The organism is Leucobacter sp. gxy201 (genome assembly GCF_051043335.1).
In the GTDB taxonomy this organism is placed as follows: domain Bacteria; phylum Actinomycetota; class Actinomycetes; order Actinomycetales; family Microbacteriaceae; genus Leucobacter.
Window position 1 is genome coordinate 75,592 of record NZ_JAMXWS010000001.1, and the last position, 19,488, is coordinate 95,079.

Below are 19,488 nucleotides of genomic sequence, written 5' to 3' on the forward strand. Positions count from 1 at the left end.
ATGGAGGGGTCGGAGCGTGCCCGGCGAACGGAAGGTGGTGGAGATGACCTACCCGGCGACAACCGGCGCTGGCCGCGCCAACATCTACGATGTGGCGAAGCTCGCGGGAGTCTCGCACATGACCGTGTCGCGGGTGCTCAACGGGCACCCGAACATTCGGGACACGACGCGCAAGAAGGTCGACGACGCGATCGCCGAGCTCGGCTACCAGCGCAGCGCGACCGCACGGGCGCTCGCCATGCGCCGCGCGATGCGACTCGGCGTGCTCGTCGACAACCCCGTCGAGTTCGGCCCGAACAGCATGCTGCACGCCTTCGAGGCGGCCGCCCACGACGCCGGCTACACCGTCGGCTCGTTCACCACGAGCGACGAGGGCAGCCTCAGCATGGAGGCCGCGCTGCAGGGCCTCCTCTCGCAAGACATCGACGGCCTGTGCGTCATCGCACCGCGGGAGTCGTCGCTCGAGACGCTGCGCGCCCAGCAGGTCTCCGTGCCGAAGATCATGCTCATGCCGGCGGCCGTGCCCGACGCGGTGACAGCGTCCGTCGACCAGTACGCGGGCGCGGTGCTCGCCGTCTCGCACTTGATCGAGCTCGGGCACACGCGCATCGCGCACCTCGGCGGCCCCTCAGACTGGTTCGATGCGCGCGAGCGCGACCGGGCCTGGCGCGAGACCCTCGCGGCCGCCGGCCACGCTCCCGAGGTCTACGGCGAGGGCGACTGGACGGCCGACTACGGCTACCGCTTCGCCCAGGAGCTCGACGTCGACAGCTGCACCGCGATCTTCGTCGCGAACGACCAGATGGCGCTCGGCGTCATCCACGGGCTCGCCGACCGCGGCGTCTCGGTGCCGGGGGAGATGAGCATCGTCGGCTTCGACGACGTGCCCGACTCGAGCCACTACCTGCCGCCGCTCACCACGATCAGGCAGGACTTCGTCGCGCTCGGGCAGCTCGCCGTGCAGCTGCTCGTCGAGGCGATCGACGGCGGCACGAACGCGACCAGCACGCACATCAGCCCGCAGCTCGTGGTGCGCCGATCGGCGACCGCTCCCCGCGCCTGACGCTGCCCATGAACTGAACTCTGCCGCGCCCATATTTCGGCTCTCACCCATATCTCGGATGAAAACCCCGGTTCTGCTCCGAACGACGGGTGAGAGCCGAAATTCGGGTGCGCGGGGGTCGCAGGGCTCGGGGATTCCAGTCTGATCCGGGCCGAATCGAGGCGCTCGCGCACCGGGCTCAATGTTCGCGGTAACAGATTGGTAACGAAAGGTAGCAGGCCTTGTCAATCCCAATTGTGAGCGCGCACAATTGGTGAGAACGGCCGAACTATAGGGGAGCGGCCCGTGAACGGCGGAGTCGCCGGGACACCCCACCGAATCTCGAAGAGGAGAAACACATGGCACTGAAGAAGCGCATGCTCGGCATGGCCGGCATGATCATGGCGGGCGCGATGACGTTCGGCCTCGCAGCCTGCTCGGGCGGCGGGGACTCGGCATCGGGCGACTCGGGCGCGAGCGGCGAGACCGTTACCGTCGGCTTCGTCGCGGTCGGCCCCGAGGGCGGCTGGCGCGAGGCGAACGAGAAGAACATCCGCGACACCTTCACCGAGGAGGAGGGCTTCAACCTCAAGTACGCGCCCGCCACGAACCTCGACCAGAAGTCGCAGATCGATGCGTTCACCTCGTTCGTCGATGAGGGCGTCGACGTCATCCTGCTGTCGGCCACCGAGGCCACCGGCTGGGAGGATCCGCTCGAGCGCGCGCAGGAGGCCGAGATCCCCGTGCTGCTGCTCGACCGCGGCATCGAGCCCGACAACACCGACCTCTACGTCACCCGCATCGCCCCCGACAACGCGACCGTCGCCGAGGCCGTCGGCGACTGGGCCGTCGCCGAGTTTCCCGAGGGCGCCAACTACATCGTGCTCGAGGGCCCCGCAGGCGTCGGCGTCGTGAACGAGCGCAACAAGGGCTGGGACGCGGCCGTCGAGGGGTCGAGCCTGAACAAGGTCGCCGCGCAGACCGCGAACTGGTCGACCAGCGAGGGCAAGAGCGTCACCGAGACCCTGCTGAAGTCGAACAACAACGACGTGCAGCTCATCTTCGCGCAGAACGACGAGATGGGTCTCGGCGCCGTGCAGGCCGTCGAAGAGGCCGGCCTCACGCCGGGCGAGGACGTGAAGATCGCGACCATCGACGGCACCAAGCCCGCGCTCGAGGCGCTCGCCGCCGGCAAGCTCAGCTTCGTGCACGAGTACAACCCGCTGTTCGGCGAGACCGCCATCGACGCCGTGCGCAAGACGCTCGACGGCGAGAAGGTCGACTCGTACATCATGGTGCCGAGCGAGGCGTTCGACTCGCCCGAGGCCGCCCAGGCCGTGCTGGCCGACCGCCAGTACTGAGCCCCGGCCCACCGCCGCTCCCCGGGGCGGGCGCCCCGCGCCCCCCCCACCGGGTCGACCTTCCGCCCCGGCCCCACTCTCGCTCTCTCACGCTGAAGGGGTGCATCTGCAATGCCCGCACTCGACACGCCCACCGTTCACATGCACGGCATCACGGTGGAGTTTCCCGGAGTCAAAGCCCTCGACGAGGTCTCGCTGAGACTCTTCCCGGGCGAAGTCCACGCCCTCATGGGCGAGAACGGCGCCGGCAAGTCGACGCTCATCAAAGCGCTCACGGGCGTCTACAAGATCACCTCCGGCACCATCGAGGTCGAGGGGCGCGAGCAGCGCTTCGACGGCACCGCCGATGCGCAGAGCGCCGGCATCGCGACCGTCTACCAGGAGGTCAACCTCGTCACGAACCTCAGCATCGGCGAGAACGTGATGCTCGGGCACGAGGTGCGCGGCCCCTTCGGCATCAACTGGAAGGCCACCCACGCGGCCGCCCGCCAGAAGCTCGAACGGTTCGGTCTCGGCCACCTCGACACCCGCAAGCAGCTCTCCACCCTCTCGATCGCGCTGCAGCAGCTCGTCGCTATCTGCCGCGCCATGGTCATCGACGCCCGCGTGCTCATCCTCGACGAGCCCACCTCGAGCCTCGACGCCAACGAGGTCGAACAGCTCTTCGCCGTCATGCGGCAGCTGCGAGAATCGGGCGTCGCCATCCTCTTCGTCTCGCACTTCCTCGACCAGATCTACGAGATCAGCGACCGTATGACCGTGCTGCGCAACGGCGAGTTCGTGGGCGAGCACCTCACGAGCGAGCTCGACCGGCACGCCCTCATCGCCGAGATGATCGGCAAAGACCTGAACGCGCTCGCCGAGCTCGGCGGCAACCGCCGCAGCGCCGCGCGCGACCATGCGAGCGAAGCGCCGCTCGTGCAGGCGAAGGGGCTCGGCCGCCGCGGCGCGCTCGCCCCCACCGACCTCGACATCTACCCGGGCGAGGTCGTCGGCGTCGCCGGCCTCCTCGGCTCGGGCCGCACCGAGCTCGCGCGCCTGCTCTACGGCGCCGACCGCCCCGACGCCGGCACCCTCGAGAAGCAGGGCAAGAAGGTCGACCTGCGCACCCCGGCGGCAGGGCTCGCGAAGCGCATCGCCTACTCGACCGAGAACCGCCGCGACGAGGGCATCGTCGGCGAGCTCACGGTGCGCGAGAACCTCATCCTCGGCCTCCAGGCCCGGCGCGGCTGGGCCCGGCCCATCCGCCGCAAGGAGCAGGACGAGCTCGTCGCCAAGTACATCGAGCAGCTGGGCGTGCGCCCGGCCGACCCCGAGCGCCTCATCAAGAACCTGTCGGGCGGCAACCAGCAGAAGGTGCTGCTCGGCCGCTGGCTCGCCACCGACCCCGAGCTGCTCATCCTCGACGAGCCCACCCGCGGCATCGACGTCGGTGCGAAGGCCGAGATCCAGGAGGCCGTCGCCGAGCTCGCCGAGGGCGGCGTCTCGGTCGTCTTCATCTCGTCCGAGCTCACCGAGGTCGTGCGTCTGAGCGAACGCATCGTCGTGCTGAAAGACCACGCGAAGGTCGGCGAGCTCGCCGGCGGCGCAGGCGTCACCCCGCAGCACATCGTCGACATCATCGCGTCGGAGTCGGTCGACCCCGATGCGCACCCCGAACTCGAAACCGCCGGGGTCACCGGCGACGCCACCGAAACGCGAGAGGAGACGCGATGACCAGCCGCACCGCGAACGACGGTCTCATGAAGCGCCTCGTGCGCTCCCCGCTCTTCTGGGGGGCCGCGGCCATCGTGCTGCTGCTCGCCCTCAACCTGCTGAAAGACCCGGCCTACCTCGCCATCTCGGTCAACCCGACGAACGGGCACCTCGTCGGCAACCTCATCGACATCCTGCGCGCGAGCGCACCCATCCTCATGATCTCGATCGGCATGGCCCTCGTCATCGCGACCGCCGGCATCGACCTCTCCGTCGGCTCGGTCATGGCCGTCGCGGGCGCCGTCTCGATGGAGTTCCTGAAGAGCGCGGGCCCCACCCCCGGAGCCGCCTTCACCGCCATCGTGCTCACCCTCGCGATCAGCGCCGCGATGGGCGCGATCAACGGCATCCTCGTCTCGGTCATCGGGCTGCAGCCGTTCATCAGCACCCTGATCCTCATGCTCGCGGGCCGCGGCCTCGCCAAGGTCATCACCGGCGGCCAGAACACGACCGCCACCAACGACACCTTCAAATGGATGGCCAACGGCTACGTCTTCGGCATCCCCGTCGTCTTCATCCTCGCGATCCTCATCGTCGTCGCCGTCGGCCTCATCGTGCGCCGCAGCGCCCTCGGCCTGATGGTCGAATCGATCGGCATCAACCCGAAGGCGAGCCGCATGGCGGGCGTGCGCCCCCGCGGCATCCTCATGACGGTCTACATCGCGAGCGGCCTGCTCGCCGGCATCGCCGGCATGTTCTCCGTCGCGACCGTGATGACCGTCGACGTGTCGCGCACCGGCTACCAGCTCGAGATGGACGCGATCCTCGCAGTCGTCATCGGCGGCACCTCGCTCATGGGCGGCAAGTTCTCGCTCACCGGCGCCACTGTCGGTGCACTGCTCATCGCGACGCTCAACAAGACCATCCTCTTCCTCGGCGTCTCGTCGTCGGCGACGCCCGCCTTCAAAGCCGTCGTCATCCTCGTGCTGTGCCTGCTGCAGTCGGAGCGCGTGCGCACCTGGTTCATTCGCAGACGCACAGGCGGCGCTCCGCCGACGAAGCTGCCGCAGACGGCCATGATCAAGCTCGACGCCGAGCGCAAGGGAGCAATGGTATGACTCTCACCCGAACCGCCGAACGCCCGCAGGGCGACGCGCAGCCCCAGACCCCCGGCACGATCGTGCAGCTGTGGCAGAAGCTCACCCGGGCCGCCACCACCAACCTCGCGATCTTCCCGACCATCGCCGCCATCGTGCTGTGCCTCGCGCTGCTCATCTTCGGCGAGGTCGCCTACGGCCGCATCTTCCAGTTCAGTACGCTGTCGAACCTGCTCATCAACAACGCCCACCTCATCATCCTCGCGGTCGCCCTCACCTTCGTGATCATCACCGGCGGCATCGATCTCTCGGTCGGCGCGATCGTGGCGCTGTCGAGCGTCGCCGGCGTCATGCTCGCGAAGGCCGGCTGGCCGCCCCTCGTCGTCATCGTCGTGATGATCGGCATCGGCAGCCTGCTCGGCCTCGTCTCGGGCATCCTCATCCGCTACTTCAACGTGCAGCCGTTCATCGCGACTCTCGCGATGATGTTCCTCGGCCGCGGCCTCGCGTCGCTCCTGAGCACCGAGCCCGAGCGGGTGCCCGACTCGGCGACCGCGCTCACCTGGCTCAACACGCAGTGGAAGGTGATCGACGGCCCCAAGGTCAACGACCTCGTCATCACCCCCGGCGTCGTCATCGCGCTGCTCATCGTCGCCGTCGCCTGGTTCGTGCTGCACCGCACCCGCACCGGCCGCACCGTGTACGCCATCGGCGGGTCGGCCCCGTCGGCGAAGCTCATGGGCCTGCCCGTCGAGCGCATCACGCTGCTCGTCTACGTCATCAGCGGCACCCTCGCCGGCGTCGCCGCCCTCGTCTACACGGCCCGCCTCGGCACCGCGCAGAACATCACCGGCATCGGCTGGGAGCTCGACGCGATCGCGGCCGCGGTCATCGGCGGCACGCTGCTCACCGGCGGCTTCGGCTACGTGCTCGGATCGGTCGTCGGAGCCCTCGTGCTCGGCCTCATGACCGTGCTCATCACCCGCGACGGCGGCATCCGCCCCGAGATGACCACCATCATCACCGGCGGCATCCTGCTCGCCTTCGTGCTGCTGCAGCGCCTCGTCACCCGATCCAAGGAGTAGCCCTGTGACCAGCCCCCAGAGCACCGCAGCCCCTGCCGCCTCCGCCTTCGCCCCCGAGATCGAGGCCGCCATCGCGGCCGCGCGCGAAGACGTCGCGCGCCTGCACGGCGAGCTCACGCGCAACGGCCTCGTCGTGTGGACGGGCGGCAACGTGTCGGGCCGCGTGCCCGGCGCCGACCTCTTCGTCATCAAACCCTCGGGCGTCTCGTACGACGACCTCGCCCCCGAGAACATGATCCTCTGCACCCTCGACGGCGAGCCCGTACCCGGGGCCCCCGGCTCCGAGCGCAGCCCCTCGAGCGACACCGCCGCGCACGCATACGTCTACCGGCATATGCCCGAGGTCGGCGGAGTCGTGCACACCCACTCGACCTACGCCGTCGGCTGGGCGGCGCGCGGCGAGGAGATCCCGTGCGTCATCACGGCCATGGCCGACGAGTTCGGCGGGCCCATTCCGATCGGCCCCTTCGCCATCATCGGCGACGACTCGATCGGCCGCGGCATCGTCGAGACCCTCACCGGCCACCGCTCGCGCGCCGTGCTCATGCAGAACCACGGCCCCTTCACCATCGGGGTCTCGGCCGCAGACGCCGTCAAGGCCGCCGTGATGGTCGAGGACGTCGCCCGCACCGTGCACCACGCGCGCCTCGCCGGCCCCCTCGTGCCCATCGAACAGCAGTACATCGACCGCCTCTACGACCGCTACCAGAACGTGTACGGCCAGTCGGGCGACGAGCGGCGATGACGGGCATGTCTCACCAGGGATCATCGAGCGAGCCCGCCGCCGACTCGGCCGCGTCGGTGATCTCGGCCGGCCGCGCCGCGCTCGGCATCGAGCTCGGTTCGACCCGCATCAAGGCCTGCCTCATCGACCCCGCGACCCACGCGGTGCTCGCCACCGGCGCGCACGACTGGGAGAACCGCCTCGAAGACGGGCTGTGGACGTACGCGCTGGAGGACGTCTGGGGCGGCGTCGCCGACGCCTACGCGAGCCTCGCTCGGGCCGTGCAGACGGAGCACGGCATCGCCCTCGCACGCGTCGCCTCGTTCGGCGTCAGCGCCATGATGCACGGCTACCTCGCCTTCGACGCCGCCGGCGAGCCGCTCGTGCCGTTCCGCACCTGGCGCAACACCAATACGGGGCCCGCAGCCTCGCGGCTCACCGAACTGCTCGACCGCAACATCCCGCTGCGCTGGTCGGTCGCCCACCTCGGCCAGGCCATGCTCGACCGCGAACCCCACACCGCCGACGTGAGCTTCCTCACGACCCTCGCGGGCTACGTGCACTGGCAGCTCACCGGCGAGCGCGTGCTCGGTATCGGCGACGCCGCAGGCATGTTCCCGATCGACTCGGCCGCCCGCGACTGGGATGCGCCGCGCCTCGCCGCGTTCGCCGAGTTCGCGGCCGAGACCGGCCACCCGCACCTCGCGGGCCTCGGCGCCCACATGCCGCGCGTGCTCGCCGCGGGCGCCGACGCCGGCACGCTCACCGAAGCCGGCAGCCTGCTGCTCGACCCGACCGGCGGCCTCGCCGCCGGCGCGCCCGCCGCACCGCCCGAGGGCGACGCCGGCACCGGCATGGTCGCGACGAACGCCGTCGCCCGCCGCAGCGGCAACATCAGCGTCGGCACGAGCGTCTTCGCGATGGTCGTGCTCGAGCACGAGCTCGAAGCGATTCACCCCGACATCGACCTCGTCACCACCCCCGCGGGCGACGCCGTGGCCATGGTGCACTGCAACAACGGTGCGAGCGAGCTCTCGGCGTGGGCGCGGCTCTTCGCCCAGTTCGCCGACGCGCTCGGCGTCGAAGCGGACGGCGGCACGGGTGCCGGCGTCGACAGCGACCGCGTCTTCGCCGCGCTGCTCGGCGCCGCCGAGACCGGCCCCGCCGACGCCGGGGGAGTGCTCGCCTACAACCAGCTCTCGGGCGAACCCATCGCCGGCCTCGATACCGGTGCGCCGCTCGTCACCCGCGCGCCCGATGCCGACTTCACGCTCGCCTCGTTCATGCGCGCGCAGGTCTACAGCGTTTTCGGCACCCTCAGCCTCGGCATGCGCGCCCTCGAGGCCGAGCGCGTCGAGATCGACCGCATGGTCGCCCACGGCGGCGTCTTCAAGACGGCGGGCGTGGTGCAGCAGCTGCTCGCCGATGCGCTCGGCACCTCCGTGACCGTCGCCGGCACCGCCTCGGAGGGCGGCGCCTGGGGCATGGCGGTGCTCGCCGCCTACCGCGCTCACGCCGATGCCGATGCCCCCGCGGTGATGGCGCTCGCCGACTACCTCGAGGCCCGCGTCTTCGCAGGGCTCCCGCAGACGACGCTCGACCCCGACCCCGTGGGCGCTGCGGGCTACCGCGACTTCCTCGCGCGCTACGAGGCGGGGCTCGCCGCCCCGCGCGCCGCCGAGGCCGCACGGCGCACCGCCGCTTCACCCGAACCACCCGAATCACCCACCGCGCCACCGCACGCCCCCGACGCCGGGAAGACCCTCGGCGCTGGCCCCCGAAAGGATGCAGCATGAACCGCACCTCGCCCACGACCCCGCTCACCACCTCGTTCGATGCCCGCGAGGTGTGGTTCGTCACCGGCAGCCAGCTGCTCTACGGCGAGGAGACGCTGCGCCAGGTCGCCGAGCAGTCGCAGCAGGTCGTCGACGGCCTCTCGGGGCTGCCCGTGCAGGTCGTGTGGAAGCCGGTGCTCACCGATCGCGACGCGATCCTGAGCCTCATGCTCGAGGCCAACGCCGATGACCGCGTCGTCGGCGTCATCGCCTGGATGCACACTTTCAGCCCCGCCAAGATGTGGATCCGCGGGCTCGACGCCCTGCAGAAACCGCTGCTGCACCTGCACACCCAGGCGAACGTCGAGCTGCCGTGGAGCGACATCGACTTCGACTTCATGAACCTCAACCAGGCCGCGCACGGCGACCGCGAGTTCGGGTACATCCAGACCCGCCTCGGCGTGCCCCGCACCACCGTCTCGGGCCACGTCAGCGACGAACGCGTGCTCGCCCGCGTCGAGACCTGGCAGCGCGCCGCCGCCGGCCTCGCCGAGGCCCGCTCGCTGAAGCTCGCACGCTTCGGCGACAACATGCGCGGCGTCGCCGTGACCGAGGGCGACAAGACCGAGGCCGAGCGCATCTTCGGCGTGCAGGTGAACACCTGGGGCGTGAACGAGCTCGCCGCGGCCGTCGCCGCAGCCTCCGACGCCGAGATCGACGCCCTCGTCGCCGAATACGTCGAGCTCTACGACGTCGCCGACGAGCTGAAGCCGGGCGCCGAACGCCACCAGTCGCTGCGCGACGCCGCCGCCATCGAGGTCGGCCTGCGCGGCTTCCTCGAGGCGGGCGGCTTCGGCGCCTTCACCACCAACTTCGAAGACCTCGGCGACCTCAAGCAGCTGCCCGGCCTCGCCGTGCAGCGGCTGCAGGCCGAGGGCTACGGCTTCGGCGCCGAGGGCGACTGGAAGACCGCGCTGCTCACCCGTGTCGGCAATGTGATGAGCGCCGGTCTTCCCGGCGGCGTGAGCCTCATGGAGGATTACACCTACGACCTCACCCCCGGCAACGAGCTCATCCTCGGCGCCCACATGCTCGAGGTGTCGCCGAGCCTCACCACGGCGAAGCCGCGTCTCGAGATCCATCCGCTCGGCATCGGCGGCAAGGACGACCCGGTGCGCCTCGTCTTCACCGCCGACCCCGGCCCCGCCGTCGTCGTGTCGCTCGCCGACGTGCGCGACCGCTTCAGGCTCGTCGCGAACGTCGTCGAGAACGTGACCTCGCCCGACCTGCCGAAGCTGCCCGTCGGCCGTGCCGTCTGGCGGCCCGCGCCCGACTTCGCGACCTCGTCGGAGTGCTGGCTCGCCGCCGGCGGCGCGCACCACACCGCTATGCTCACCGCCGTCGGTATCGAAGCGGTCGCCGAGTTCGCACGCCTCGCCGAGGTCGAGCTGCTCGTCATCGACGGCGAGACGACGACCCGCGGATTCGAGCGCGAACTGCGCTGGAACCAGGCCTACCACAAGCTCGCCCAGGGCTTCTGACCCGCCGGCGCCCCGATCCGCCGACCGTTCGCACCGCCGACCGCTTGACCTGCTGACCGCCACACCCGAAAGGCCTCGACGATGAGCCCACGTCATTCGACCCTGCCCCGAGCGCGCGGGCGCGCCTTCGGGCTGACCCTCGCCTGCGCCCTCGCACTGCCGTTCGGCGTCGTGGCGGCCCCGGCGGCCTTCGCCGCCGACGCGCCGCAACCGACCGCGCACTACGACATGTCGGTCGCGGGCGGCGCGCTCGTCGACGTGTCCGGCAACGGCCGCGATGCGGCGCTCTCGGGCATCGACGAGACGAGCGTCATCGCCGCGGGCGACGATGCGGTGCTGCGCATGCGGGGCGACGGCTACGCGACCCTCCCGTCGGGTGCCATCACCGGCGACGACAACGAGTTCACCGTCGAGATGACGGTGTCGGGCACCGCCGCCCAGAACCAGTTCGGCTGGGTCATCGGCGACGGCGTCGGCCCGTGGAACACGACGCGTCTCGGCAATCACGTCTTCGTGAACCCCGTCAGTTCGCAAGGCGGCTACAACGGCGAGGCGCTCGCCGGCATCCGCGTCAAGACCGGCGACGGCAACGGCGAGACCCGCCTGCCCGCGGGCGGCGGCCCCGCCGCGGGCTTCAGCACCCTCACCCTCGTCGGCTCGGGCGACACGCTCACCCTCTACCGCGATGGCGAACAGATCTCGACCGTGCAGCACGGCGCGAGCCTCGCCCAGATCATCCCGAGCGGCGACGTGCTCGGCTACCTCGGCCGCTCCCTCTACGAGGGCGACGCGCTGCTGCGCTCCGACGTCACCGACCTCAAGCTGTGGGATGCGGCGCTCACTCCCGACGAGGTCGTCGCCGCCCAGCCGACCGCCGCCGAGAAAGCCGCCGGCTCCGAGGCGCTCATGCGCCACGACCTCGCGACCCTCGTGCTCGGTCAGAACCCGTCGCTCGACCGCGTCACCACCGACCTGACGCTCCCCGCCCAGGTCAACGGCGTCCCGCTCACGTGGAGCACCTCGCACCCCGACATCGTCTCGAACACGGGCGCGGTCGAACGCTCGGCGATCCTCACGGACACCGTCGTCACCCTCACCGCGGCCCCCGAGAGCGGAGCGCCCGTCGCCCTCGATGCGACCGTGCTCGCGCCGCGCGTCACCAGCGACCTCGACGCCATCGCGCTGCAGCCCCGCACCGGCGAGCACCTGCCGCTCGCCACCGTGGGCGCTGTCGAGGGCGCCACCATCACCTGGGAGTCGTCGGACCCGGCGCTCGTCACCCCCACCGACCCCGACTACGCGGCGCCCGCCGTGGGCTCGGCAGACCCCTACGCGGGCGGCGGCATCGTCACCCGGCCCGCATACGGGGCGGGGGATCGCGAGGTCGTGCTCACCGCCACCGCCGTGCTCGGCGCGCAGACCGACACCCGCAGCTACACCGTGACCATCGCCGAGCTCGGGCGCACCGCCCCCGACGCCGGCTACGCGAGCGCCTACTTCAAGTCGGACAGCGACGAGCGCATCTACGCGGCCGCCACGGCCGGCAACGACTTCTTCACCTTCACCGAGGTGAACGACGGGCAGCCCGTCGTCGACAACTCCGCCGACACCACCGGGCACCGCGACCCCTACATTCTGCGCTCGCACGACGGCGACAAGTACTACATGATCGCCACCGACCTCTGCATCGGCTGCGGCACCGGCTGGGGCCCCGCCCAGAGCGAGGGCAGCCTCAAGATGAACGTGTGGGAGTCGACCGACCTCGTCACCTGGACCCGCACCAACGGCGACGAGAACGGCGGCATCGTCGTCAACCAGCCGAAGGCCGGCATGACCTGGGCGCCCGAAGCGTACTGGGACGACGAACTGCAGTCGTACGTCGTGTTCTTCGCGTCGCGCCTCTACGACGACGAGGCCCACACCGGCGGTCAGCTGCACGCGCGCATGTTCACCGTGCTCACCCGCGACTTCGTCACCTTCACCGAACCGGAGGAATGGCAGAACACCGGCTACGCCCGCATCGACTCGACCGTGCAGAAGATCGGCGACACCTACTATCGCTTCACCAAGAACGAAGACGGCGGCGGGGCCGACGGCCTCGAGCGCGGCAAGGACATCTTCCTCGAGAAGTCGCAGGTGCTCACCGCGCCCACGACGGCATCAGACTGGAACGGCGACCCCGCCTCGACCTGGCAGCTCACCGACACCGCCATGACCACCCCGATCACCGGGCACGCCGGCGAAGGCCCCGAGATCATCCGTCTCAACGCGGGCGACCCGAGCAACCCGTCGGGCGACGGCTACGTCTTCCTCGTCGATAACTACAGCGCCGGCGGCTACCGCGCCTTCGTCACCACCGGAGACGCGATCGCCTCGAGCACCGAGACCGACCGCGTCTCGCAGCGCGCCGACTGGGTCGCCCACGACGGCGGCCTGCCGAAGAGCCCCCGCCACGGCGCCTTCGTGAGCGTCACGCAGCAGGTGCTCGACGCCATGCACGGGTGGCGCGCGGTCGAGGCCGTCGCGTCGACCGCGACGAGCGCCGTCGACGGTCGCACCGTCACCACGACGGTCACCGCCGCGGACGGGGGAGACGTGGCCGGCACCGTGACGTTCACGGCGGCCGGTGCCGGGGCCGGTGCTGGTGCTGGTGCTGCGCTCGCCGCCGATGGCGCGTGGAGCGAGACCGTCGTGCTCACGGGCGGCGCCGCCTCGGTCGAAGCGCCCGCGGGCATCACCGAGGTCGTCGCGAGCTACGACGGCTATCGCGACGGTCTCGTCGCGCCGTCGACCGCCGATGCCGTGCAGCTCGACGGCGACGGAGGGACTGCCGGAGCCGGTGCAGGGGGCGCCGGTTCCGGTGGGGCCGGGGGAGCAGCCGGTGCCGCGGGTGCGCATGCCGATGCCGGTGCCGCGGGTGGCGGCGCCGACACGGGCGCGACCGGTGCTGCAGGCGCCTCGGACGCCTCGGGCACTGCGGGCACTGCGGGTACTGCGGCCGGGCACGAGCCCGGGCTCGCGAGCACCGGGTCCGGGGCGCTCGGCGCGCTGCTCGGCCTCGGCGGGCTGCTCGTCGCTGCGGGCGCCGTGCTCGCGGCCCGCACGCGGCGGCGGCGCCGCGCGTAGCGGGCGCTGAATGCACGTGACGCACTGACCCGGGCCGAGATCCCATCGAGGGGCGAGAGATTGCGCTGATCCCTGTCGGATCGCCCGATCTCTCGCCCCTCGAGGCGCATTCTCGGCGGGCATGGCGCCAGATCGTGCACGCTGCGACTGAAATGCGCAAAGAAACCCGAACGGCGTCCAAGTTTCGTAGGGTCTCCCTGGAGCATTCACAGAACTTCTTGGGGGAGATGCAATGAAGCAACCGGGAGCGCGCGTGCGCCCGCAACCGAAACGAGTACTGGTGTCGGGTGCGGCATCGCTGACGGTCGGGGCGCTCCTGTGCCTCGGCGCGGCACTGCCGGCGACTGCCATGCCGGGCGAGACGGCGTCGGCATCGGCCGCATTCGTGTCGGTGAGCGGCGTCGAGCTCGGCGGGGCAGAGTTCGCGGCGGCGCGAGCCGCAGCCCCGGGTACGCCGAGCGACCAGGCGCAGTTCGACCACGCGGCGTTCGCGGCGCTGACCGACCGGGTCGCGCTGCACGAGGGGTCGTGGGGCGGCGTGCCGCTGGTCTACGACGCATCGACCGGGCACGGGCTGCTCGACATCGGGCAGAACAGCATCTCAGGGATCGCCGAGGCTTCGGAGCACGACCCGGCTATCGCGCTCAGCGGCGCCGTCGGGGGCGACCCCGACGCGACCGGCGGCGGCACGACCATCGTGAACCTCGCGTCGGCCTTCGACTCGCTCGGCGTCACCCCGGTGACCCGCCACCTGCTCAGCCAGATCGACCTGCAGATCGGCGAGCTCTCGAGCCTCGCCGCGAAAGACGCGTATGCAGCGGCGAGCAGCGCCTACGGCATCGACGGCATGACCCTCGAACTCACGAGCCCGGCGCTCACCGGTCTGCCGGTGCTCGTCGACGGATCGATGCAGGCCGCGAGCGCGCTCGTCGCCGAGGCGATCGAGCTCGTCGCGCCCGGCGGCGTCGTGAACCTGCCGGCGGGTACGATCCCGAACATCCCCGTGCAGAGCGTCGGCACCGTCGAGCCGGGCGCCGCATCCCTGCAGGTGACCGCGCCGAACTTCGACACCGTCGTCGCCGACGTCATGGCCGCGACCGGCGGGGTCGTCGCCAGCGATGACGGGCTCGCCGCCGTCGACATCGCGACCGGCGAGATCTCGCTCGACCTGAGCGTGCTCTTCGGCGGCAGCCTCGAAGGCCTCGCCCCGAACACCGTCGTCTTCACCGAGGCGAACATGGCCGCGATCTCGGCCGCGGTCGCGAACGCGCTCGGCAAGACGACGCCGATGTTCGCCGACGGGGTGGTCGCCGCGATCCACGCGACGCCGATCGCGCTGAGCGCCGATATCGCGCTGCGCGCGGATACTCCGCTGACGCCCGCGCTCAACGGCAACATCGTCGCAGCGGGCACGCTGACCGGCTCGGGAAGCCTGGACGCCTTCGCCGACGGCACGAGTGCGTTCGCATCGAATGTTGCGACGGTGCCCGGCGCCTGCAGCGGCTTCAACTGCATCATCGTCAGCGGCCTGGTCTACAGTCTGAACGCCGCCGTGCCGACCGTGCTGCCGCCGCTCGTGCAGGGCGTGGTCGCGCCGCTCATGGAGCAGCTCGTCGACGTCGAAGCGCAGATCATCGCCGAGGTCGATGCGGTCGTCGCCGAGCTCTACCTCGACATCACGAGCGCCTTCGACGGGCTCATGCCGAGCATCGCATCGGTCGTCATCAACGAGCAGACGGAGCCGGCCGGCCCGGGCGACTCGTTCACGGTGCGCGCCGTCGGCATCACGATGCTGCCGACCTTCCACCACTCGACCCTGACGCACATCGGGCTCGCCTCGTCTGCGGTGCGCATGGTGCCGTCGCCGACCGTCGCGATCGCCGAACCCGCAGTCGACCCGAGCGGCACCGTCGCCATTTCGGGCAGCGGGTGGAACCCGGCCGGCTCGCCGGTCGCGCTGACCTTCACCGATGCCGACGGCGTCACGGTCGGCGCCCCCTTCGAGACGCTCGTCGACGCGGACGGCAACATCGCCGCGACCTGGACGGTGCCCGAGGGCATCGCCGATGCGGAGCTCACGCTGACGGCGGGGCAGGACGGCCTCGAGCGCGTCGCCGCCGTCACGGTGCGCGCGGCGGTCGTGCCGCCGAAGCCTGTCGACCCGACGAAGCCCGACGGCAAGACGCCGGGCAAGACGCCCGCCTCGAAGTCGGCGCTGCCGCAGACCGGCAGCGCGACCCTCGCGCCGATCGGCGTCGGAGCAGCGCTGCTTATCGCGGCGGGCGCCGTGCTCGCGGCCCGTACGCTGCGCCGCCGCGTGTAGCGGGTGCCGAGCGCCCGGGCCGCACTGGCCCGGGCGCGACCCCGTCGAGGGGCGAGAGATCGAGCTGATCCCTGTCGGATCGCCCGATCTCTCGCCCCTCGAGGCCTTTCAGCACACTTCGATGTCGGGGCCCCGGCACTGAGAGGTCGCAGCTCAGCGGGCGCCGGCGCGCCAGAACCCCTCGACCCATGCGCCCCCTCGCATGTGGCCGCGCACCCAGACTGCGCCGGCCTGCGGCGCGTTCGAGCCTTCGGCCGGTGCAGCAACCGATCTGCTCGGGGCCGCTATCGAGATGGTCGTCGACGGACCGCCGCCGCTAAGCATCGTGATCTCGCGCAATGCGTGCTCCTGCTGCTCGGGCGAAAACGCGCGAGCCATGTGGGTGATCTCGGAGTCGGGAATGCCTGCGGCGCGCGCGACCTCAGGCCAGCTGCGCACCGCGTCGAGCACCTCGCCGAGGGCGCGACCGGCATCGCTCGCGGAGAGCGAATAGACGCTTCGCGACTCGGTGAGGTGCCTGATATCCCGTCGCCGCGGGTCGTCCTTCGGCGAGATCGCGCGAGACGTGACCGCCCCGACGCTGCGCGACGGGTTGATGTCGAACGCCGGGCTCAACCCCCAGCGACCCCGGTCGCGCAAGAAGCCATGGTTTTTCCAATGGTCATCGACGCTGTTGATGAGCACGGTCAGGGCGATCCGCTTGAAGAGATCGCGCAGCTGCCGTCGGTCGCCGCCCGAGAGATGGTCGACGGTGTCGGCAAGATCCTCATAAGTGGTGCTGTCGTGACCGTGCTCGGCGAGGCCCATCGCGGTGCGAGCGGAGATGAAACCGATGCGGCCGCCGTTCTCCCGGCGATCGAACCTGTCCACGACGAGAGTCGAGCTGCCCCCGCTGCTGCGCAGGAGCCTCCCCGATTGCACCGAGATCCCGGCTCGCCGAGCGAGTTCGATGGCCGCGAATTCCCAGGCCTCGCCGTCGCGGCCGCGGTCGCGCTCCGACGGAAGCTTGAGCATCTTGAGCTTCCCGTCGACCATCGCTGCGACCTTCGGACGTGCACCACCGGCCGAAGTGCCCGGGGCGCCGAGAAGTTCGAGATCCGCCTCATCGGCCTCGTGCTCCTCGAAACGGGCCGCCGCGTTCGTAAACGCGTCGAGTCCGTGATCTTCGAGCCGCGGCACCGGTACGTCGGCCACCCACTCTCCGCCTCCGGCGGGTTGGAAGCGTATCGCCCCCAGTCGTGCCGCATCGCCGGAGAGCGACAGGTAGTCGAATTCGCCGATCGTACTCGGTGCTCCGAGACCCGCAGCACGGTCGTTCGACAGCTTCGCGTCGATGACCGTACGGCCCCAGTCATCGGGGGTCAGGTCTTGGAACGCGAGGAACAGGCTGCGGTCGGCGCCGGTGCGAATCGTGCCCTGCGCGAACTCGAGATCGGGGGAGAGCGGGTACGCATCGACGGAGTCGACATAGCCCTGCTCGTATCGGAACCAGCTGCCGCCGACCTGCCGCCCGCCGAGAAACGAGGCGCCGAGCTCGCCCGCTCGCATCGTGCGACCGTCGAGCTCGACGTACACGGAGAGCGAATCGTGGAGCTTCATCTCGCGCCTGCTTGCTCCAGCGCGAGCGCGCGCCCGGCATCGGTGCTGAGCGGGTCGGCCGCCGCAACGAGCGTGTCGATGATTCCGAGGGCCGACGCCACTGCCAGCACGGAGTCGAGCTGCGTCGTACCCGACCCCTGCTCGATCGCCCGCAGCGTATCGCGGGAGACGTGCGCCCGCCTCGCGAGCTCTGACGCGCTGAGCCCGTGGAGCTTGCGCCAATCATGCAGATGCCTGCCGAATGCCTCGAGCGACCGCTTTCGGGCCGGGGAAGTGCGTTGAACCACGATCGACCTCCGAACACCTGACTGCTACAAGTGTCAGTTTACCATCGAATTGACATGTGCAGAGGTCAGGTGTTCATCACCGCACGAGGCGCGCGATCGCGTCAGACGCCTCCTTGAGCTTCGCCGCCGCCACCTCGCCGCCCTCGCCCGCGGCCTCGGCGACGCAGTGCCGCAGGTGGTCGTCGAGCAGCTCGAGGGCCGCCCGCTCCAGCGCCTTCGTCGCCGCGGAGACCTGCGTGATGATGTCGATGCAGTACGCATCCTCTTCGATCATGCGGTGCACGCCGCGCACCTGGCCCTCGGCGCGACGCAGCCGCTTGAGCAGCTGATCCTTGTGCTCGATGTAGCCGTGCTCGTGAGCGTGAGCCTCGGGGGTCCCGGCAGCATCGAGGTGCTCGCCGGCGGGAGTCGCGTCGTCCATGCGATGCACTCTACCCCGCCCGGCCGCCGCGCGAACGCAGCAGCTGCACCGCGCCCCCGGCGGTGATCACGAGCACCGCGAGCCAGATCGCCCCGTACATCACGAACTCGCCCGCCGAGATGCGCTCGCCGTTGAGCAGCGACGCCACCATGAGCAGCGCCGGCTCGAGATAGCTGAGCAGCCCGAAGAGGCTGAGCGACAGCAGCTTGGACGCCGTGAGGTAGAGGATGAGCGCCAGACCGGTCGTGAGGCCGTACAGCGGGCCGAGCCACCACAGCAGCGGGTTCTCGCTCAGCGCGGGCGTCGCCACGATCTCGCGTACGACGAAGAAGAGCAGCGCCGGCAGCACGATCACGAGGTCCCAGAACATGCCGCCCAGATGCCCCGTGCCGAGCTGGCGCCGCAGCACGAAGTAGATCGGGTACCCGACGCACACCACGAGCGTCTCCCACGAGACCCCGCCGACGCGGAACAGCTCGAAGACCACGCCCACGGCCGCGATGCCGGCGGCGGCCCACTGCCACCACGTGAGGCGATCCCTGTAGAGCAGCCGCCCCACGACGATGAGCGTGAGCGGCAGCAGGAAGTAGCCCAGCGCCACTTGCAGGCCGCGGCCGTGCAGGGGCGCCCAGCCGAAGATCCACAGCTGCAGCGCCAGAAGCAGCGCCGACGCGACCAACGGGAGGATGATGAGCGGCCGCGCCAGAATGCGATGCCAGATGCCGACGATGAGTTCGCGCTGCCGCCCCGCGAGCAGCACGAGCAGCACGAGCGGAATCGTGAGCAGGCACCGGATCGCCCACAGGCCCTCCGCGCTCGTCGGGACGAGCATCGGGGTGATGAAGAAGACGCCGGCGAAGATGACCGACGAGCCGACCGCTGCGAGGACTCCTCGCGCGCCGGCCGCGAGCGAGCCCTGCACTCCTTAGAGGTCGATCGCGCCGATGATCTCGCCGTACGGTGTCTCGCCCGACGGCTTGAATCCCATGTGCAGGAAGAACTCCTCGGGGCCCTCTTCGCCGCGCTCCCACAGCACCGTCAGGCGGCCGACACCGCGGCGGCGGGCCTCTTCGATGAGCGCGTTCACCGCGAAGGTGCCGACGCCCATGCCCTGGGCCTCGGCGTCGACGTTGATGCGCCAGAGCGCCGCGCGGAACTCCTCCTGCGGAGCGTCGGGGTCGAAGTTGCCGTGCACGAACGCGACCACGCGGTCGTCGTTCAGCACCACGCGCTGCCAGGCCGAGTGCGCCGGAGTCACCGCTGCGGCCGCTGCGTACGACACCGGGGTGATGAACTGCTCCTGGCCCGGCTTCAGACCCAGCTGATTCACTGCGACGATCGTCGCGGCCGACAGTTCTTCGAGACGCAGAGTATTCATAGAGCAAGGCTATCGGGTGGGGTCGGATGTGCAA

At 70.6% G+C, this 19,488-nt stretch carries 15 protein-coding genes; 10 read left to right on the top strand and 5 right to left on the bottom strand.

The window, feature by feature from the left end; genetic code table 11:
* Nucleotides 1-43: 43 nt before the first annotated feature.
* The 10 genes from NHL51_RS00315 (at nt 44) to NHL51_RS00360 (ending at nt 15,769) form a co-directional block, all read left to right on the top strand.
* Nucleotides 44-1,063 carry a LacI family DNA-binding transcriptional regulator gene (locus NHL51_RS00315; RefSeq protein WP_434140915.1) on the top strand — a complete coding sequence of 340 codons (1,020 nt, stop codon included), beginning with the start codon at nt 44-46 and terminating at the stop codon, nt 1,061-1,063.
* A gap of 338 nt (nt 1,064-1,401) precedes the next feature.
* A complete protein-coding gene (locus tag NHL51_RS00320) occupies nt 1,402-2,403 on the top strand; it encodes an ABC transporter substrate-binding protein (protein ID WP_434140917.1) in 1,002 nt (333 codons plus the stop codon).
* Between the two features lie 111 nt (nt 2,404-2,514).
* Nucleotides 2,515-4,119 (top strand): sugar ABC transporter ATP-binding protein, encoded by a 1,605-nt coding sequence (locus NHL51_RS00325; protein ID WP_434140919.1) that lies wholly within the window; start codon nt 2,515-2,517, stop codon nt 4,117-4,119.
* Nucleotides 4,116-5,216 (top strand): ABC transporter permease, encoded by a 1,101-nt coding sequence (locus NHL51_RS00330; protein ID WP_434140921.1) that lies wholly within the window; start codon nt 4,116-4,118, stop codon nt 5,214-5,216. The genes NHL51_RS00325 and NHL51_RS00330 overlap by 4 nt, the downstream gene beginning before the upstream one ends.
* Nucleotides 5,213-6,280 (top strand): ABC transporter permease, encoded by a 1,068-nt coding sequence (locus NHL51_RS00335; RefSeq protein WP_434140923.1) that lies wholly within the window; start codon nt 5,213-5,215, stop codon nt 6,278-6,280. Before NHL51_RS00330 ends, NHL51_RS00335 begins: the two co-directional genes overlap by 4 nt.
* Before the next feature lie 4 nt (nt 6,281-6,284).
* Nucleotides 6,285-7,025, top strand: a complete 741-nt coding sequence (locus NHL51_RS00340; RefSeq protein ID WP_434140924.1) for an L-ribulose-5-phosphate 4-epimerase — start codon at nt 6,285-6,287, stop codon at nt 7,023-7,025.
* A 5-nt stretch (nt 7,026-7,030) separates the two neighbouring features.
* A complete protein-coding gene (locus tag NHL51_RS00345) occupies nt 7,031-8,800 on the top strand; it encodes an FGGY-family carbohydrate kinase (RefSeq protein ID WP_434141666.1) in 1,770 nt (589 codons plus the stop codon).
* Entirely contained in the window at nt 8,797-10,320 is a 1,524-nt protein-coding gene (araA, locus tag NHL51_RS00350; protein ID WP_434140925.1) for an L-arabinose isomerase, read from the top strand. Before NHL51_RS00345 ends, araA begins: the two co-directional genes overlap by 4 nt.
* Before the next feature lie 81 nt (nt 10,321-10,401).
* Nucleotides 10,402-13,446, top strand: a complete 3,045-nt coding sequence (locus NHL51_RS00355; RefSeq protein ID WP_434140927.1) for an immunoglobulin-like domain-containing protein — start codon at nt 10,402-10,404, stop codon at nt 13,444-13,446.
* Between the two features lie 232 nt (nt 13,447-13,678).
* On the top strand, nt 13,679-15,769 hold the full coding sequence (locus tag NHL51_RS00360; protein ID WP_434140928.1) for a choice-of-anchor G family protein: 2,091 nt from the start codon (nt 13,679-13,681) through the stop codon (nt 15,767-15,769).
* Between the two features lie 153 nt (nt 15,770-15,922).
* On the opposite strand, the gene NHL51_RS00365 is transcribed toward NHL51_RS00360, so the two are convergent.
* The 5 genes from NHL51_RS00365 to NHL51_RS00385 form a co-directional block, all read right to left on the bottom strand.
* Nucleotides 15,923-17,368: a type II toxin-antitoxin system HipA family toxin gene (locus tag NHL51_RS00365; protein WP_434140929.1), complete on the bottom strand. Its 1,446-nt coding sequence runs from the start codon at nt 17,366-17,368 to the stop codon at nt 15,923-15,925.
* Nucleotides 17,365-17,655, bottom strand: a complete 291-nt coding sequence (locus NHL51_RS00370) for a helix-turn-helix domain-containing protein (protein ID WP_434140930.1) — start codon at nt 17,653-17,655, stop codon at nt 17,365-17,367. The genes NHL51_RS00365 and NHL51_RS00370 overlap by 4 nt, the downstream gene beginning before the upstream one ends.
* A 76-nt stretch (nt 17,656-17,731) precedes the next feature.
* Entirely contained in the window at nt 17,732-18,076 is a 345-nt protein-coding gene (locus NHL51_RS00375) for a metal-sensitive transcriptional regulator (RefSeq protein WP_434140931.1), read from the bottom strand.
* Between the two features lie 10 nt (nt 18,077-18,086).
* A complete protein-coding gene (gene rarD / locus NHL51_RS00380; protein ID WP_434140932.1) occupies nt 18,087-18,998 on the bottom strand; it encodes an EamA family transporter RarD in 912 nt (303 codons plus the stop codon).
* 3 nt (nt 18,999-19,001) lie between these two features.
* Nucleotides 19,002-19,454 (bottom strand): GNAT family N-acetyltransferase, encoded by a 453-nt coding sequence (locus NHL51_RS00385; protein ID WP_434140933.1) that lies wholly within the window; start codon nt 19,452-19,454, stop codon nt 19,002-19,004.
* Nucleotides 19,455-19,488 lie beyond the last annotated feature (34 nt).

Excerpts from the sequence above, each read along its gene's own strand:
- NHL51_RS00345 (WP_434141666.1), top strand. The coding sequence starts at position 7,031 with ATGTCTCACCAGGGATCATCGAGCGAGCCCGCCGCCGACTCGGCCGCG.
- NHL51_RS00325 (WP_434140919.1), top strand. The coding sequence starts at position 2,515 with ATGCCCGCACTCGACACGCCCACCGTTCACATGCACGGCATCACGGTG.
- NHL51_RS00360 (WP_434140928.1), top strand. The coding sequence starts at position 13,679 with ATGAAGCAACCGGGAGCGCGCGTGCGCCCGCAACCGAAACGAGTACTG.
- NHL51_RS00385 (WP_434140933.1), bottom strand. The coding sequence starts at position 19,454 with ATGAATACTCTGCGTCTCGAAGAACTGTCGGCCGCGACGATCGTCGCA.
- NHL51_RS00365 (WP_434140929.1), bottom strand. The coding sequence starts at position 17,368 with ATGAAGCTCCACGATTCGCTCTCCGTGTACGTCGAGCTCGACGGTCGC.
- NHL51_RS00375 (WP_434140931.1), bottom strand. The coding sequence starts at position 18,076 with ATGGACGACGCGACTCCCGCCGGCGAGCACCTCGATGCTGCCGGGACC.
- NHL51_RS00315 (WP_434140915.1), top strand. The coding sequence starts at position 44 with ATGACCTACCCGGCGACAACCGGCGCTGGCCGCGCCAACATCTACGAT.
- araA (WP_434140925.1), top strand. The coding sequence starts at position 8,797 with ATGAACCGCACCTCGCCCACGACCCCGCTCACCACCTCGTTCGATGCC.
- NHL51_RS00320 (WP_434140917.1), top strand. The coding sequence starts at position 1,402 with ATGGCACTGAAGAAGCGCATGCTCGGCATGGCCGGCATGATCATGGCG.
- NHL51_RS00335 (WP_434140923.1), top strand. The coding sequence starts at position 5,213 with ATGACTCTCACCCGAACCGCCGAACGCCCGCAGGGCGACGCGCAGCCC.
- NHL51_RS00330 (WP_434140921.1), top strand. The coding sequence starts at position 4,116 with ATGACCAGCCGCACCGCGAACGACGGTCTCATGAAGCGCCTCGTGCGC.
- NHL51_RS00355 (WP_434140927.1), top strand. The coding sequence starts at position 10,402 with ATGAGCCCACGTCATTCGACCCTGCCCCGAGCGCGCGGGCGCGCCTTC.